Raw genomic sequence first — 16467 nt, 5'->3', positions numbered from 1 at the left:
AAAAAGACGACTTAATAACAGTCGTCTTTTCCATTAGAAAAATTAATTCAACCCTAGCTCTTTCTTAATATCCTCAAGTGATTTTGATTTATATTTTTCTAGAGGTTTTGGAGCGTTTTCCACCGTTGGATTTTGCATTAAGTAATTCTTTTCGATGAATGCAAAGTCTTTTGCGTCTACGATTTTATCAAAATTAATGTCTGCACTGCGACTGTCAGTTCCCCAATTAGTTTGGATTGCTAAGGCGTCCTTCAAATCAATGACATTATCTTTATTAACGTCTCCAGGAATTGCAGCATTAAAATTTATTTCAGGATTCCAATGAGCAGTTAGTACGCCTTCATCATCTAGGAAGCCCACATGGAAAGGTTCATATATTGTGAAATGGCCAGGAATATCGAGTGATACGACCATTTCATCGAGTGTTTTTGGTAATTTATCCACGGATACTTGGCCAAATTGATTAATAACTCCTGGGTAGATGTTACCGTTTTGATCCTTTACTGATAGAACTGCACCAATCTGCGAAGGGGCTACCCTCCATGAACTCTTACCTTCTTTTTGCAATGAGACTGGAATTCCAATACTTCCTGAAATTTTTGAATAAGTTGGTTTGAACCAAATTGGTGGTATTGTTGAATTCATTGCAATTGATTGGTTAGATTCATTTATATAAGATGCAGAAGATGATTTAAAAGGCGAATAAAAATTATAAGTATTATCTTTTACTTTTAACGTTACTTCTGCAAATGGTACATCACCTGTCACTTTTCCGTTAGTCATCTCTATATTGACATTTACATTTGTATTCAATCCTGATGGAGCTGAATTAGATGTGAGTTTCGCCAAACCAAATTTTTCAATTGCTGGATTAAGCTTTACATCTACAAATTCTAATTGATTATTTGAAAATGAAAGGCTACTAGCTATTTTTTTTGCATCAGTAACGTTATATGCTGTTAGGTTCACCTTTACATTTTCACCTGCATTTACAATTTTTTGATCAACACTTCCATAAACAAGTGGAGTGCCTTCTGGAATAAATGTAAAATATTTGTTTCTTGTACCAATCTTAGCTGAATTATATCCTGCAAGTTCAACATTTACGCTTTTAGCAGAAGGGTCAATCGGGATATTATATGCAAAATTTCCTTTTGCATCAACATTGAAACCATTTGAAAAGGTAGTATTATTATTTTTTATCATCACAAAATTACCCGATTGATCAATAGAAATACCTTGCGTACGATAATCATCTTGGGTTTTATCAAAAACTGTACCTTTAATTGGATAAGATGTTGTACCAGGTTTAACCTCGATAACGCCTTCTTCTAAATCTGTTGTAAAAGTAGGACCAGTAATATCAACCATTACATGGTCCGTCATCGAAAATGTTTTACCATCTCTATTAGTACCGATCATTTTTATCTTATAATGTGCTGGCCCATAAGGTACTTTTACACTTGTAGGTGATACTGGGTTTTTCGGGTCATTAGTGAAAGGATTATAGTATCCGGTAAAGACACCAGTGACATAGTAATCAGTATTTTCATCCAATTGCGATGCAGGGATTTGTCCTAAATAACCGATTTCTTCATCTGTTTCACTATCAAGTAAAACGAAATCGATTGTTTCCATACTAGAACTTAAATTAAAGGTTGCACCTGCGTTAAATTCAAGTAATGGGTAATAATTAGTATAATCTGATGTCATCATCTTATTGTATGTAGCCGCTGAATTAAATCCTTCTTTTACATAGTGAACACCGAATGGTATTTGATACTGTTCTGTTGGATCTGCATCATTCGTAAAGACGATATACCCTTCATAAATTCCTTTTTCGGCATTTGCAGGTATTTTCAAATGAAAGTTAATCGGTTGTTGACTACTTCCATCTAGAGTTACTGAGGAAGGACTAGTTAAGGTAACATCATTTAAGTTTGCATCTTTAGAACCTCTTAATCCAGTTTGATATTTAACATCAATACTAAATGTCTTCACTTGTTCACTACTATTTTTTAGTATAATTTGTCGGTTCGCCGCAATTTCTTCGTTTTTGAAACTAAATGACCCAAAACTCATCGCACCTGTTAATTCTTTGATTGATTTTTCTTTTCCATCAATAATTGTTGGCGTACTATCTACCACATTTAATTCTACGTTTGAGTGAATTGCTTCATATGCGTCTACTCTTCCGCTACCAACTTCAAATACACTATAATCCTTCTTTAAAGGATCAGCCGTATTCATCAATATAGATTTTTATATCTGCTGGCTGTAGATTTTTATTTGATTGTAGTAATAGTGCTGACACTCCTGCAACATACGGAGTCGCCATTGATGTTCCAGATAGGCGTTCATATGCAATTTTATAATCTTCCGGTTTTGATCCATCTCCTGTTTTATTATTTACATAAAATGGAACAGTCGAAAGAATTGCTGCACCTGGCGCAGTTACTTCTGGCTTTATGTCATAATTTATGCGAGATGGTCCTCTTGAACTAAATGTTGTTAGTTCATCCTCAGGTGTTTTAAATTTCGTATAATCACCAAAAGTAAAGTCAGAACTTCCTTGTTTAATCGCATTTGAGATTGCTAGGCCATCTTCATTTGACATCGAAAATGTAGGAATGGCTAATAGAGATTCACCGACATACCCTTGTATGATCCCTTCAGCTTTGTTGACGTCATTATTATAAATTATTACTGCAACAGCACCTTTAGCCTTCGCTAGTTTGATTTTATCAATAAAAGAAGTATCACCTCTTTGAATAAAAGCAATTTTTCCTTTTACATCTTTTCCGTTATAATCAACGCCTTTTCCTAAACCAACATCAACTAGATTAAACGTTTTTCCTTTTAATGCTGTTAGATCGTCTGTATAGTTTCTGGCTAATTCTCTAATAGTATATTTTTTACTATTTTGAAAACCTGAAAACTGGAAAAGATCTATTGCACTAGTTGATGCACCAACTGTTAATGCTAATGCTGATGATCCTGGAGAGCCAAGTGTATACATTCCATTTCCACTATTACCAGCGGCAACTACAGTCGTAACGCCACTTAGAACAGCATTGTTTACAGCTACCGAAGTCGCAAAAAGCGGGTCATTTATTGTTGCACCTAGTGACATATTAATGATATCCATCCCGTCACTTACTGCCTTATCTAGTGCTGCTATAATGTCAGCACCTTTTCCAGATCCATATGGTCCAAGAACCCTGTATGAATAAATATCTGCCTCTGGCGCTGCTCCAACAGTTTTATATTCAGTATCAGCAACACCTCGACTGCCGATTATTCCTGCAACATGTGTACCATGTTCTGTATAAAATGTATTTGATCCCGAGATCTCAGGTTTTCCTGATTTTTTCCAATCAGCATATGTAGCTTCCATCGGGTCATTATCATTATCAACGAAATCATAGCCACCTTTATAGGCATCTTTTAAATCTGGGTGGTTATAATCAATACCTGTATCAAGAATTCCTATCTTAATGCCTTTCCCTGTATAGCCTTCAGCATGTAAACGATCTAATCCATCATAAGGTGAATAGTTTTCGATGTTAAATTCGTCTGCTTTCAATTGTTCACTTTGTTCCTTTAGATTAGGTGGATTAATTGAAAACGTCTCATCACTCCATACATTTTTTACAGCCTTCGATTTTAATAGATTCTTAATTTGGTTTGCTGGTAAGCTAATCGAAACACCGTTAAAAGAATGTTCATAAATACGATTAATCTTATAGTTTACTTTTGAATTATTTTCATCTGTTAATATTTGGTCTACATCTTCTTGAAAGGTATTATGATCTTGATCAACTAATTGTGTAGCCTCAGTTGCAGATAATTGCTGCCCTTCTAAACTAGCTTCAATTTGAGCAACTTTTGCAGGCTTATGTACAAACTCAACTATGACATTAGCTTGCTCTGTAGTATTTAAATCCTTATCAGAAGAAATTTTAAGACCTGTAGATTCATTCGTTGAAAGTTGATTTAAAGCAGCCCTTTGTGTTGGTGTTAACTTAGCGAGCATGTCCTCAACGTTTGTAGAGCTAACAGCTTTTGATACATTCGTTACATTACCAAATGAAGCTAAAAGAAAACTAGACGATAAAGCTAAAACAGTCATGCTTTTTACAATCTTACTTCTTTGTACCGATGTCCCCATTTTCTTCCTCCTAGTAATTAATTATTGCCACTAAAATTAAATGATGGCTACGATCTGTTTAACGATCATTTAATTTCTTTCTATAATTATTCAGAAAATTCACTTTTCGGTCAAATGGGTTATTTTAACCCTTTATTATCGCAAGTACTATAAAAATATTACGATTTTCGACTATATTCCCTAAAAATATTGAGCAACATAGTAGTTTTAATCAAACCTACTAGCGGCCGTTAAAGCGAAAACAAAGACGTAGTTTGACTTATACTTAATTCCTAAAACTTGGCACCACTTGGAATTAAATTTTCTCTCTCCAATTTATACTTTCATAAACAAAAAAAACTATTGAAAGATATCATTCCAATAGGACATTACATTAATCAATTAAAAAATCGATTAATATTACATAAAAAAAAGAGAGCATCCATATAGATGATCTCTTAAAACGATTGTCTCCTCATAAATTAACTACAAATTTCCTATGCTTAAAATACAAAAAACATAGAACGATCCTTCCGATCTCAGAATGGACCATAATTGATAAGATGAGCAATTATAACCGCTATTAAACCGATTGTGTATTCAATTAAAATCAAAGGGAGAATCCACTTTGCCCACCTTGTCCAGGAAATTCCTGCAATTGCCAACCCAGCCATTAGCGTTCCACCTGTCGGAAATATAATATTTCCAATACCATCCGCAAATGAAAAGGATAATACTGTTGTTTGGCGTGTAATATGTAATAAATCTGCAAGCGGTGCCATAATAGGCATTGTCAACATCGCATGACCACTACCTGATGATAATATGAAATGGATAGCCGCTTGGAAGTTGTACATTCCGACAACACTTAAAAATGCAGGAATATGTTTCATTCCTTCCGATACTTGGTGAAGTAGGGGATCTATAATATGACCTTGATTCAATACGACCAGAATGGCGCGCGATACACCAATAATTAAAGCTCCGCTGACTAAAGATGCCGATCCCTGTGTAAAAGATTCTACAGTATCTTCAATAGATATCTTGCCAAGGATTGCAATTACTATCGTTAAGATAATAAATAAGGATGCAATTTCTGTTATATACCATTCATACTTAATAACACCGAAAACAAGAATAACATAATTAATAAAAAATGCTGTTAAAATCCACTTATGTCTTGTTGTTAGCTCTACATTCGCTGTTAATAGATTGTCTGATTTATTTGTATCGAATTTTCCAAAAACTCCAGTTGATGGATTTTTCTTTACTTTCATAGCATGACGATAGACAAATGTAACAGCAATAAGATACATGACTACGAATAATACGAGGCGGAAACCCATCCCAGAATACATAGGAAGACCTGCAATCCCTTGGGCCATCCCCACTGTAAACGGATTCATAATTGCGGTTGTAAATCCGACGGACGCCCCTACCAATACCATCGCAGTTCCTGTTATCGTATCAAAACCAAGTGCAAGAGCCAATGGAATAAACAGAGGTACATAAGCCAAACTTTCTTCAGCCATCCCCATTAAGGATCCTCCAAGTGCAAAGAAAAGCATTATAATAGGAATCATCAGCTTTTCACGGTTAGCGAGATTTTTTGCCATGGTTGAAACAAGAGCCTCAACCGTACCTGATGCCTTTAATACACCAAAAAATCCTCCAATAATAAGCACAAAAAAGATAATATTAGCTGCTTCTACCATCCCTGTAGGAATAGCTTTTACCATATCAAAAAATCCAAGCGGTGCTGATGCAATCCATCTGAATGAATCTGGATTTACCGTTGTATGCCCATTTTTTTCAATATGTGCATATTCTCCAGCTGGCATTATATGTGTAATTATGGTTGAAATGACTAAAAAGACAAGTAACAGTGCAAATACGTTTATTTTCCATTCTCTTTTTTCCTTTTTTTCTCCTGACTCAGCTAAAATTACTTTTCCTGACAGTTGACTCATATACCGATCCCCTTTTCAATAAATTTTTGGCAACAGATAGTCTGGTTACCTCGTCTGCGAAAGCATACCAGACTGTCATATTACGAATAACTCTTTATATCTTTAAGAGGTAACTAAATGCCATCTATCCTATTTCTCATGGCACTCTAAGATTTAACCACCTTTTTACTAGTTACATTAACAAAGTGATTAAATAAACGCTGCTGTAGAATATCCCTTTCCGACATCATTTCTGGATGCCATTGGACAGCTGTTACATAATGATGAGCTTTGGATTCGATTGCCTCTATTACACCATCAAACGACCAAGCACTCACTTCAAAATCTCTTCCCAACGTTTTGACTGCTTGATGATGAAAAGAATTAACCATTAAGGATTTTTGGCCAATAGCCTCATAAATTTTTTTCCCTTCAAGAACATTAATAGAATGGGAGCCTTGCCATTTACGAAACTGTTCCCGAACATGGAAATATTCAGGGCCCATCTCATGTTCTAAGTCTTGATATAGAGTCCCACCAGATGCAACATTCAACACTTGTAATCCTCGACAGATTCCTAGAATAGGCATATCTTTTTCTAAAGCTTTTCTTGCCAGGTTTAATTCAAAGTTATCTCGTTCTTCCTCTACTGTGCCTAAATACGCTTTGGGTAAATCACCATAATAAAGTGGATTGATATCCGCCCCACCAGCCAATAATAACCCATCTAATTGGTTAAGTGTGGAATCGATTTGATCAGCTTCTTCAATTGGAAGTAGTACAACCGTAGCACCCGCCCGTTGAAGCGAACGGATATAGTCATAAGAAAAGATTGCCATATCTTGACCTGGTAATCCACGTAAGCCTTCCTTCCCTATCTCACTATGGTCAACATAATATCCGGTAACGCCAATTAGTGGTTTCATTTCCTCTCACCTCATTTATTCGTTGTTTTTCACTGAGTGATTTTATCTTCTTACCTTCCTCCTTTTTCTAACAAATGATAAAGAATTGAATAGGTCAATTACTACTCTACTAATTTCATTAATTCTTTACATGCTATTTATATAAGCAAGTGTCGTGCCAACATTAAAATTTAAATAATTATTTACATTCTTTTAAATATTTCGTTGTTTTCACAGTGCTTGCCAAGTTGATTTGGATTATAATTGGTTATTATTTGGTTATTTAATAACCAAATTGATTAACCAACTTTAGACCAATAAAATTCAACTAAAGAGGTGTTCTATGACCGAATTTGAAAACAATCACATTGTATTGATTACCGTTTTAAAAGAAACACGAAAAGCTCTGCATCAACAACTAGCAGAGATGTTAAGTGACCTCATAGAGATTGAAAGTTTTTCTGTAGAAGAAAGTATTCCAAAAGTATTTCATTCTGCATTAATCGTTTTACCTAATAAATTTACGATAGAAACGGTCAAAGACTATATTGGGGAGAATTGCGAGGTAATCATTGCAAAACGGACATTAAATTATGAAAACGTAGATCAACTTTTATTTTTGCCAGAAGGAACACAAGCCCTATATGTGAATGATAATCCTGAAACAGTATATGAATCGATTGAAACCATGCGTCAATTAGGACTAAACCATATTGAATATATCCCTTACTATCCAGGAAAAACAAATATACAAATGATTAAGCTTGCAATCACACCGGGCGAACTTAAAATTATCCCCAATTTTGTAGAAAAAGTGATTAATATAGGTCATAGATTAATAGATATTACAACGATTATGTCCATTTTGGAGCGATTCCATCTAATGGAGGATTACGGCAACCATGTTTCTGAAAGGTATTATCGAAAAATAGTAGATTTGACGAAGAATTTAGCGAAAGCTCATAGACAACTTCATCAAGTTATTGATGGTGTTGGTGACGGAATACTAGCGATTGATAATAAAGGAATGATTGTTGTTTTCAATGAATTCTTGGAAAATATGCTAAAAATAGAAAACAAACATGCTATTGGTCATCCTATTCATTCCATTATTGATAATATTGATTTGTTAACTTTTATCCTTTCAAATAGTCAACAAGAAAGCGGTATATTTGTTGTAAACGGATTAGATGTGATCGTAGAACGTCTGCATATAAATGATCAATCAATTATTGTAACTTTTAGAAATGCCCTCAAGACCATTGGATATGAACGTAAATTAAGAAAAGAATTTGTTAAAAAAGGATACATAGCAAAATACAACTTTCCTGATATCGTCGGAATTAGCTCTTCCATCCAAGAAACGAAACAGATTGCCAAAAGGTTAGCTAAGAATGATTTAACGGTTTTAATTGAAGGTGAAAGTGGTACAGGAAAAGAGTTGTTTGCAAGTGCCATTCATAATGCTTCTTTTCGAAATAGCGGCCCTTTTCTTGCCGTTAACTTTAGTGCTTTATCGGATGATTTAGTTGAGAGTGAACTATTCGGTTATGCGGACGGAGCTTTTACAGGAGCAAAAAAGGGCGGAAAAATAGGATTGTTTGAGCAAGCAAATGGTGGCACTATTTTTTTGGATGAGATTGGAGATATTAGTCTCAAACTTCAAGCACGACTACTTCGAGTATTGCAGGAAAAAGAAATCATGCGTGTTGGTGGAAGTCAAATCATCCCCATTGACGTTCGGATTATTGCAGCAACCAATAAGAATCTATTGAAAATGATTCAAGAAAATGTTTTCAGAGAAGACTTATACCATAGGCTTAAGGTACTCTTTATACACCTTCCCGAATTAAGGGTTCGTCAAAATGACGTTGAATTATTGGCTAAACATTTTGTTGCGCTATCGGACCGTAAAGTCAAAATTGAACATGAATTAATTGAAGAACTTCAAGCTTATCCATGGTATGGAAATGTAAGAGAACTTAAAAATACCATAGATTACATGCTTGCAGTCCGTACTGGAAACCAAATAACGAAAAATGATTTGCCTAATCAACATTTTTTTCAAAAATCTCCTCATAGGAATACAAATAGCTACACAATCAAGAGTATACCGTCCTTTTATTCAGGTTCAACCACTCTTGATGAAGAATCACTTTTCATCCTTAACCTCATCATGAATTATGAGGAAAATGGAAAGATCATCGGAAGAAGGATTATTTCTGAGAAGAGTCAAGAAGTCGAAATGAACTTATCTGAAGCACAGGTTAGACACCGGTTGAATTCCCTAAAAATTAGAGGATATTTGCAAACAAATAGAGGTAGGGCAGGAATTAATCTAACAAGCAAGGCTAAGGAGATTCTAAACACAAACAGAGAACGAAATCTTTGATTACTGATCATCGGTGTAATACAATCTAAGGTTTTTGCCTAGCTTAGGGTTTTCATTTACACAAAATAACGGGGAGCTAATCATCAGCTCCCAAGTTTTATGTAACATATGCATGCGTTAGCCATCCATGAATCCTCAGATTCACAACAGTGAATGAAAGTTTATATCGTACTCCCATTTTAAATATCTAAGATAAAACTCAAGGAAATCGTAAATTGACTAAACGCTCTTCCAAAATCACCCGCAGCTCATTAGGAATCCTCTCAAACTCGACCCCTTTCCCCAAAAACAAAAGCCAATCCGCATAATACTCTAGCGCCTCAACATCGGTTACATCCAACTGTACATTGAAAATCCCACTCGACTGAAACATCCCAGTTAATGACAAAACAATTCCCGGCGGGTGCATACGTTTAAAGCGCTGAATACCGGTCGTATCAAGTTTTACTACAAGATTAGACTCACGTGCAAAAAGCCGTTTTTTGTTTAAAATCTCTTGCTCAGACCATTTCATCTCCTTCTCAGAAATTGCCGAATCCCGCAGCATATCAACAGGTAAATAATGAAACTCATCCGAATCAAAATCATAAACCTCAACCAGCCACTGAGCGTTCGAGTTAAAAATGTGTAGTAAAAAAACGTCCATCAACTGCGGCCAGCCAGGAGTCATCTCATAAGTCACGCGTAAATGTTTATCCCGTACTGCAAGAGAAATCAATTGGTTCAGCTCTTCAGGCGCAGCATCATCGAGCTCCAAAAGATTCGGATTGGCAGGATTTGTATTTTCAAAAAGCAAAATATTATTCAGCTCGATCAACTCGTCTTGCTGGGTTTGGGACGCGATGCCGATGAGTTTTTCAGTGATTGAGCGGCGATTTTGCAGATAAGGCAGCTGCGAATTTTTCGAGGCGATAAAGCTGATAAACATCGCCTTCAGCTCTTCTGCCGTGAAGCGGGTTGCGGGCAGATACTGATTTTGTATGACAAAGTAGCCACCACCACGACCAATCTCGGACGTCAGTGGAAATCCCATAGACTGAATCTCGTTAATGTCGCGGATCGCCGTTGCGCGGGATATCTTGAACTCTCGCTGAATTTCAGCAATCGTAAAATGTGCGCGATTATTTATGTAACGCATGATCAGGTTTACTCGTTCTATTTTCTTCATATTTTTATTGTATCAAAAATGTATCAAATAAATAACAGTAATAACAGATTTACATTAATTATTGAAAATGTAAAATGAACAAAAATCAAAAATACTTAATAGTTCAATCAGCAAAGCAGCTTGTGCTGATCAGCTCTCTAAAAAAATATGTAAAGGGAAAAGTTAGTAAAACTTTATTTATTTGATCTTCGAAAAACAGTATCATTTTTTGATACATTTGGCTATTAGAATCAATCTTGTAAAAAATAAATCCACAAAGGAGAGAATATAATGTCTAAATACTCAATCAAAACAATCACAGAAAACTACAAAATGACTGCTTTCGGTGTTTCGCTTGAAGACTACAATGACTGGGCAGGTAATGCTGCAAAAACTGCAGCGAAAAAAGCCGAAATTACTGAAAATGGCAAGCTAGCTGAACTTCTCGCGCTTGCTGACGGGCAAGAATATCAAATCAACTATGCTATCGAACACAAGGCTTGGCGCGGATTTGGCGTGATGGGTGAGTTCGACGTGGAAGGCGCGGTCGTCCTCGACTTCCTTGCTGGAGACTATCTCGTCGTGCCTGGCACAAGCACTGACAAAAATCGCCTTGCTGACGAAATCACAGGCAAGGTTTTCAGCGGCATGTTGCAAGAAATCACAGACTACAAATACGTTGGACCTGGTAACTCAACATTCGTCAAATCAGCTGAAAACGGTGAATTCTACGGCGAAATGTGGCTTCGTGTAAAAAAAGTAGAAGTCTAAACTCTGCTAAATTTGTCAAAATTTAAAAAACAAGATCTGAAAAAAAGGAGTACTCACATGGAAAATTACACACTTGAACATAAAAAATCGTTCACATTGACCGCTTATGGTTTTTCAATCCAGTCGAATTTCCAAGACATGCAAGCTATGCAAAAGGAAAAAGCTGAGTTTTGGAGTGTTCTTAAGGCTGACGGACGTTTTGATAAGCTCAAAGACGCAGCAAAAGACGATCGCGAATGGTCAGTCAACGAAGTTTATCAAGGAAAACCTTGGAATTATTTTGCAGTAGAAGCTGGTAAATCAGTGTCTGATGCAACACGCATCATCGAATTCCCAGAGAGCGAATACATCGTGGTCGCAGGAAATGGCGATAAGGAAACTTTGTTTGATCAGCTAACATACCGTGCTTTTGGCGAAGTCTTGACCCAAGTCACTGACTATGCGTACGTTGGTGGTCCAAACGCGACTTATCGCAAAGATAACGGCGACGGCACTTTCTACGGCGAATTTTGGGTACCTGTGGTTAAAAAATAATAAGAAAAATCATGTAAAATAGTATTTTTTCAGTTTGTTATCAAAGCCTCGATTTTTCGGGGCTCTTTATTAGTTAATTCGATTCTTCCACATGTTTATGTATTTGGCTAGTAAGAAAAATAGGCTCGTTCATGGCTTAGACAACTCTCTTGTAGCTAAAATTATGGTTAATCTGTAAAATGGTAGGGTTGGTTTAAGCACCCACGCTACCATTTTCTATTTTAATCTATTTGCTATTTCTTAAGTAAATTATTAATAAGCGAGAACAACCACCGGCTTCTACACTTAATTCAGTCATAAACACTTACAGAAAGTTTTTTATTAAGTACTCGTTAATTTGGTTATATTCATGCTGGTAAACTGGTCTTCCGATGGTTCCATATATAACCTTTACATTAAGGATTCCTAAATCCTTTAAGAAGTTCATATACTTTCTCGCTGATACCCTTGAAATGCCTACAACATTTGCCACTTCTTCGGTGGAAAACGGCACCTCCTTCAATTCCTGAACTGCTTCCCATATTTGCTTTAAAGTATCCTTAGTTAACCCTTTTGGCAGCTCTTCAATTATTGTAGTTTCATCCCTGTGTAAAAGATAATTATCGAGCTCTTGTTGGCTGACTGTTTCCAGTTTATCGGTAAACCGGGTCTTTTGCTGATAGCTAACAAGAGCAGCATTGAACCTTTCAAATTCAAAAGGCTTTATTAAATAATCGACAACCCCATACCTTAATGCCGTTTTGATTCGCTCTAGATCAGAAGCTGCTGAAATAATAATTACATCAACTTCAAGTTCATTTTTCCGGAGGTACGTCAATAACTCTAACCCATGTTTGCCCGGCATAAAAATATCCAGAAGTATAAGGTGTATATCTTGCTTTCTAAGCACAAGGATCGCATCATCGACTGAATTGGCTATTTTAGTTAAACGGAAGCCATCAATCTTAGAAAGGTATTGTTTATTGATTTCCGCCACCATAGGGTCGTCTTCTACAATCATTACATTGATCATGCCTTTTCATCCTCTGCTTTATAAGGTATATAAACCGCAAAATTCGTTCCCTTTCCCGGCTTAGAAGAAATGATTAGGTCCCCTTCAAGTCTTTCAATACCCTGAGCTAAAAGATATAGTCCGACCCCACGGTTATCTCCTTTCGTGGAGAAGCCTTTATCGAATATTTTATTTTGTATTGCTTTTGTCATTCCCATACCTGTATCCTTAACCTCGATTGTTAAAATATCCTCTGCGTAGTCAAGCTTTAAGTCAACTTTTTTGACAGGACTGTTCGCGATCGCTTCCATTGCATTATCGACAAGGTTTCCAATAATCGTTATGAGTTCTTGAGTGATTTCCGGATTCACAGGCTGGGGGATCTTGTTTGTGCAATCAAATGATAGTGATGCACCTGATTCTCTTGCAAAGCTTAGCTTGCCAATCAAAAATCCAGCTAGAACCGGATCCAGGACATTCTTTGTTACAAAACCCATTTCCATTTCCCGATGGTTAACCGTTTCACTCACATAGTTCGCAAGTGTGTCGTATTGTTCGGTACGGACTAGGCCAAGAATAACATGCATCTTATTCATGAATTCATGGGCATGGGCACGAAGGGCATCCGCATAATTACGCACCCCTGTGAGCTGTTCGGCCAATAACTGAACTTCCGTTTTATCACGGAATGTAGCGATTGCTCCAACCGGTTGATTATCCACCACTACTGGCACCCTGTTTACCAAAATAGTAACCCCATGCAGATCCTGTTCCTGATCAACCTCGGTTTCTCCAGACTGCAAAATACGGGTTAAGCGGGTCTCAGGTAAATAATCTTCTATTTTGAGTCCTTTTGGATTCCCTTTTAGGCCGGCTTTTTTAAAAAGCTTTTGTGCAGCCCTGTTTACAAGGGTAATTTTCCCTTCTTGGTCAATGGCTATAATTCCCTCACGCACCGACTGGAGCATGGAACTCCTCTCTTCAAGTAGCTTAGCTATAGCGAACGGCTCGAGGCCCAATAAGATTTTTTTGATAAACCTGGCTAAGCCCACCGCACCGGTTACCCCGATTAATATTCCGATTATTGTCCCAATCATCATCCCCATCCGACCTTTATGTACAGCCTTCGTTACGTTTTCCAAAGAAATCCCAACCGCAACAGCGCCGATTTGTTTTCCATTTGAATTCATTATTGGTGTAAATGCCCGCATGGAGGGCCCGAGAATCCCCTTTGAGATAGATACATACTCTTTCCCTCGAAGGACTGGTCCTTCATCTCCTCCCCTAAATCTCTTTCCAACTTCACTGGGATCCGGATGGGAAAGCCGGATTCCTTTCATATCCATGACAACAACAAAGTTAACATGCGTTAAATCTTTTATTTGATTAGCAAAAGCTTCTATTTCTGTCGAATTTGTTTTCCCCTCAAGAGACCCAATTACTTGCGGGTTAAGAGACACGATTTTTGCAATATTGAGTACCTTTTCTTTCTGTGTCTCTTCCACACTGGAAGTAATTCTCTTACTGATTAGCAAATCGGTTATACCTAGTGACAAAGCGACAACAAGGCATACAAAAATAATGATGATGGCTTGTAAACTATATCTGCCCTTTTTCATAATCTCCTCCAGGTTATCTGCTTAATGATAGTATGAATAAGGTTTATCCATTACATACTAAGAGACCGCAACGCTCTCTTGAAGAGCTTTGCAGTCTCTATATTAAATCAACTTATTAGTAAAATTTCACCCGCCACGATTTGGTTAAGCAAGGTGGTAAAGAAATAAAGATGGAGTCAACGTAAAACAATTGCTCCATCTTTATTTTTTTCAATATTTAGGCTCTGTTTTATTAATAAGGACTAACTTTATTTGCTATCCCCTTGACTTCTATACTTCTAAAGCTATACTCTTAATTTCTTTATACTCAGCTTTCCACATAGCATCTTCAATCGCATTTTCAACATCTTGAATATCTGCTCTTGCAATTCCTTCGTGTATAGCTGCATAGGCTACTTCAATGGCTACGTATTTTGAGACTTCATGTAGCTTTTCAATAGATGGCAGCAGGGATGCTCCAGGTTTACTAGTGTCAGACATACTTGCAACCGCATAAGCAGCAGCTGCAAACATTCCTTTTGAGATCACTTCAGCTTTTGCAACAATCGCCCCCAAACCTAGGCCAGGAAATACAAATGCATTATTTGACTGTCCAATTTCATAGGAAACACCTTTGTATTCTACATTGGCAAACGGGCTACCTGTTGCAATTAGAGCCTTACCATCGGTCCACTTAATCAGGTTTTCCGGCACTGCTTCAGTCAATGCAGTCGGATTGGACATAGGCAAGATGATAGGTCGGTCAACGTGCTTGGCCATTTCTTTAATAATTTCTTCAGTGAACGCGCCGGCTTGTCCTGAAGTACCAATCAGGATTGTTGGCTTCACCCTTTGAACTACTTCCATTAATGAAATGATCCCTTCCTCATTCTTATCCCAATCCTTAACTTCATCCACCTTTCTTGCATAAGGCTTCTGGAAGTGCAGAACATCTGGTGTTTCATCTGTTAATAGACCCCGATAGTCTACAGCCCAGAAACGATCAAAGGCTTCTTCTCTGGTCGATCCTTCTAGAACCATGACATCTGCCATTTGGTCTGCGTTACCGATGCCAGCAGCTCCTGGTCCAAAGACAACAATGCGCTGGTCCTTCAAGGATTCTCCTGTTACTTTCAAAGCAGACATAATAGCAGCAAGGGTAACGGCACCTGTCCCCTGAATGTCATCGTTGAAGGTTAGAATTTTGTCACCATATTTGTCCAAGATATTTCGCGCATTAACGTTGCCAAGGTCCTCCCAGTGAATGAGAACTTCTGGAAAGAAATCCCTAGCAGTCTGAACGAATAAATCAATGAATTGATCATAACGATTACCTCGGACACGTGCGAATTTGTTGCCGATATACATAGGATCTGCAATCAAAGCCTGATTGTTCGTGCCAACATCCAACACGATTGGTAGAACACGGTTTGGATCAATACCAGCTGCAGCCGTGTACACGGCAAGTTTACCAATCGCTATATTAATACCGCCTATCCCTTGGTCCCCAATACCAAGAATGCTTTCAGAATCGGTCACGACAATTAAATCAACACCATTTTTTGATTTCCCAAGATTATAAAATGCCTTTTCTATTCCCTCAGGATTATCGATCGAAAGATATAAGCCATCTGAACGTCGGTATCTATGGGAGTATGACTGGATTGCATCGCCGACAGTTGGAGTGTAGATGATTGGGAGCATTTCTGCCAGGTGTTCTTTCAAAAGGCGGTAAAACAAGACAACATTACGATTATATAAATCATAAAGCAGCCCGTTTTTGAATAGATTGGTCGTCCGCATCGAATATTGTTCATAAACCCTATTAACTTGTTCATCAAGGGTTATTACTTGTGGAGGTAACAGACCTTCAAGCCCAAGTTCTTCCCTTTCCTCTTTCGTAAAAGCTGTTCCTTTATTCAAAAAAGGATTGGAGAGAACTTCTTTTCCTTTTATTGTAGTTATAATAACATTCTCAGGTACACGCTCAAGTACATTCATGGTGTTTCCTTCCTTCTATCTTAAATTAG

Annotated in this window: 11 protein-coding genes; 3 read left to right on the top strand and 8 right to left on the bottom strand. The window is 37.2% G+C overall.

What is annotated here, in order from left to right; all coding sequences use genetic code 11:
- Nucleotides 1-42 precede the first annotated feature (42 nt).
- The 4 genes from COE53_RS23710 to COE53_RS09005 form a co-directional block, all read right to left on the bottom strand.
- The gene (locus tag COE53_RS23710; RefSeq protein WP_286162552.1) at nucleotides 43-2250 is read right to left on the bottom strand and encodes a dockerin type I domain-containing protein; all 2208 of its coding nucleotides are present in this window, start codon (nucleotides 2248-2250) and stop codon (nucleotides 43-45) included.
- Nucleotides 2237-4171: a S8 family serine peptidase gene (locus tag COE53_RS23705; protein WP_142350402.1), complete on the bottom strand. Its 1935-nt coding sequence runs from the start codon at nucleotides 4169-4171 to the stop codon at nucleotides 2237-2239. The genes COE53_RS23710 and COE53_RS23705 overlap by 14 nt, the downstream gene beginning before the upstream one ends.
- 518 nt (nucleotides 4172-4689) lie before the next feature.
- On the bottom strand, nucleotides 4690-6120 hold the full coding sequence (locus COE53_RS09010; RefSeq protein WP_069033041.1) for a YfcC family protein: 1431 nt from the start codon (nucleotides 6118-6120) through the stop codon (nucleotides 4690-4692).
- 146 nt (nucleotides 6121-6266) lie between these two features.
- The gene (locus COE53_RS09005) at nucleotides 6267-7025 is read right to left on the bottom strand and encodes a gamma-glutamyl-gamma-aminobutyrate hydrolase family protein (protein WP_069033040.1); all 759 of its coding nucleotides are present in this window, start codon (nucleotides 7023-7025) and stop codon (nucleotides 6267-6269) included.
- A 322-nt stretch (nucleotides 7026-7347) separates the two neighbouring features.
- Between COE53_RS09005 and COE53_RS09000 the strand changes: the two genes are divergently transcribed.
- Complete coding sequence (locus COE53_RS09000; RefSeq protein ID WP_098947852.1) at nucleotides 7348-9396, top strand: sigma 54-interacting transcriptional regulator; 2049 nt, start codon at nucleotides 7348-7350, stop codon at nucleotides 9394-9396.
- Nucleotides 9397-9595: 199 nt separating this feature from the next.
- Here COE53_RS09000 and COE53_RS08995 read toward each other — a convergent pair whose 3' ends face one another.
- A complete protein-coding gene (locus tag COE53_RS08995; RefSeq protein ID WP_069033038.1) occupies nucleotides 9596-10564 on the bottom strand; it encodes a helix-turn-helix transcriptional regulator in 969 nt (322 codons plus the stop codon).
- A gap of 270 nt (nucleotides 10565-10834) precedes the next feature.
- Here COE53_RS08995 and COE53_RS08990 point away from each other — a divergent pair, with 270 nt between their 5' ends.
- Together COE53_RS08990 and COE53_RS08985 are read left to right on the top strand one after the other, a co-directional pair.
- A complete protein-coding gene (locus tag COE53_RS08990) occupies nucleotides 10835-11314 on the top strand; it encodes a hypothetical protein (protein WP_069033037.1) in 480 nt (159 codons plus the stop codon).
- Between the two features lie 57 nt (nucleotides 11315-11371).
- A complete protein-coding gene (locus COE53_RS08985) occupies nucleotides 11372-11848 on the top strand; it encodes a GyrI-like domain-containing protein (protein ID WP_091024904.1) in 477 nt (158 codons plus the stop codon).
- A 304-nt stretch (nucleotides 11849-12152) separates the two neighbouring features.
- Here COE53_RS08985 and COE53_RS08980 read toward each other — a convergent pair whose 3' ends face one another.
- The 3 genes from COE53_RS08980 to COE53_RS08970 all read right to left on the bottom strand — a co-directional run bounded on the left by COE53_RS08980 (nucleotide 12153) and on the right by COE53_RS08970 (nucleotide 16438).
- A complete protein-coding gene (locus COE53_RS08980; protein ID WP_069033035.1) occupies nucleotides 12153-12860 on the bottom strand; it encodes a response regulator in 708 nt (235 codons plus the stop codon).
- Complete coding sequence (dcuS, locus tag COE53_RS08975) at nucleotides 12857-14458, bottom strand: DcuS/MalK family sensor histidine kinase (RefSeq protein WP_069033034.1); 1602 nt, start codon at nucleotides 14456-14458, stop codon at nucleotides 12857-12859. The genes COE53_RS08980 and dcuS overlap by 4 nt, the downstream gene beginning before the upstream one ends.
- 270 nt (nucleotides 14459-14728) lie before the next feature.
- A complete protein-coding gene (locus COE53_RS08970; protein WP_098947850.1) occupies nucleotides 14729-16438 on the bottom strand; it encodes an NAD-dependent malic enzyme in 1710 nt (569 codons plus the stop codon).
- Nucleotides 16439-16467 lie beyond the last annotated feature (29 nt).

It is taken from the genome of Bacillus sp. AFS029533, assembly GCF_002585125.1.
In the GTDB taxonomy this organism is placed as follows: domain Bacteria; phylum Bacillota; class Bacilli; order Bacillales; family Bacillaceae_G; genus Gottfriedia; species Gottfriedia luciferensis_B.
The sequence above is the reverse complement of the archived record's forward strand: the minus strand, read 5'-3'. Positions and strand labels throughout refer to the sequence as shown.

What these genes read in the sequence shown, in the direction of transcription:
- COE53_RS09010 (WP_069033041.1), bottom strand. Translation starts at nt 6,120, where the DNA reads ATGAGTCAACTGTCAGGAAAAGTAATTTTAGCTGAGTCAGGAGAAAAA.
- dcuS (WP_069033034.1), bottom strand. Translation starts at nt 14,458, where the DNA reads ATGAAAAAGGGCAGATATAGTTTACAAGCCATCATCATTATTTTTGTA.
- COE53_RS08980 (WP_069033035.1), bottom strand. Translation starts at nt 12,860, where the DNA reads ATGATCAATGTAATGATTGTAGAAGACGACCCTATGGTGGCGGAAATC.
- COE53_RS08995 (WP_069033038.1), bottom strand. Translation starts at nt 10,564, where the DNA reads ATGAAGAAAATAGAACGAGTAAACCTGATCATGCGTTACATAAATAAT.
- COE53_RS23710 (WP_286162552.1), bottom strand. Translation starts at nt 2,250, where the DNA reads ATGAATACGGCTGATCCTTTAAAGAAGGATTATAGTGTATTTGAAGTT.
- COE53_RS08985 (WP_091024904.1), top strand. Translation starts at nt 11,372, where the DNA reads ATGGAAAATTACACACTTGAACATAAAAAATCGTTCACATTGACCGCT.
- COE53_RS08990 (WP_069033037.1), top strand. Translation starts at nt 10,835, where the DNA reads ATGTCTAAATACTCAATCAAAACAATCACAGAAAACTACAAAATGACT.
- COE53_RS09005 (WP_069033040.1), bottom strand. Translation starts at nt 7,025, where the DNA reads ATGAAACCACTAATTGGCGTTACCGGATATTATGTTGACCATAGTGAG.
- COE53_RS08970 (WP_098947850.1), bottom strand. Translation starts at nt 16,438, where the DNA reads ATGAATGTACTTGAGCGTGTACCTGAGAATGTTATTATAACTACAATA.
- COE53_RS23705 (WP_142350402.1), bottom strand. Translation starts at nt 4,171, where the DNA reads ATGGGGACATCGGTACAAAGAAGTAAGATTGTAAAAAGCATGACTGTT.
- COE53_RS09000 (WP_098947852.1), top strand. Translation starts at nt 7,348, where the DNA reads ATGACCGAATTTGAAAACAATCACATTGTATTGATTACCGTTTTAAAA.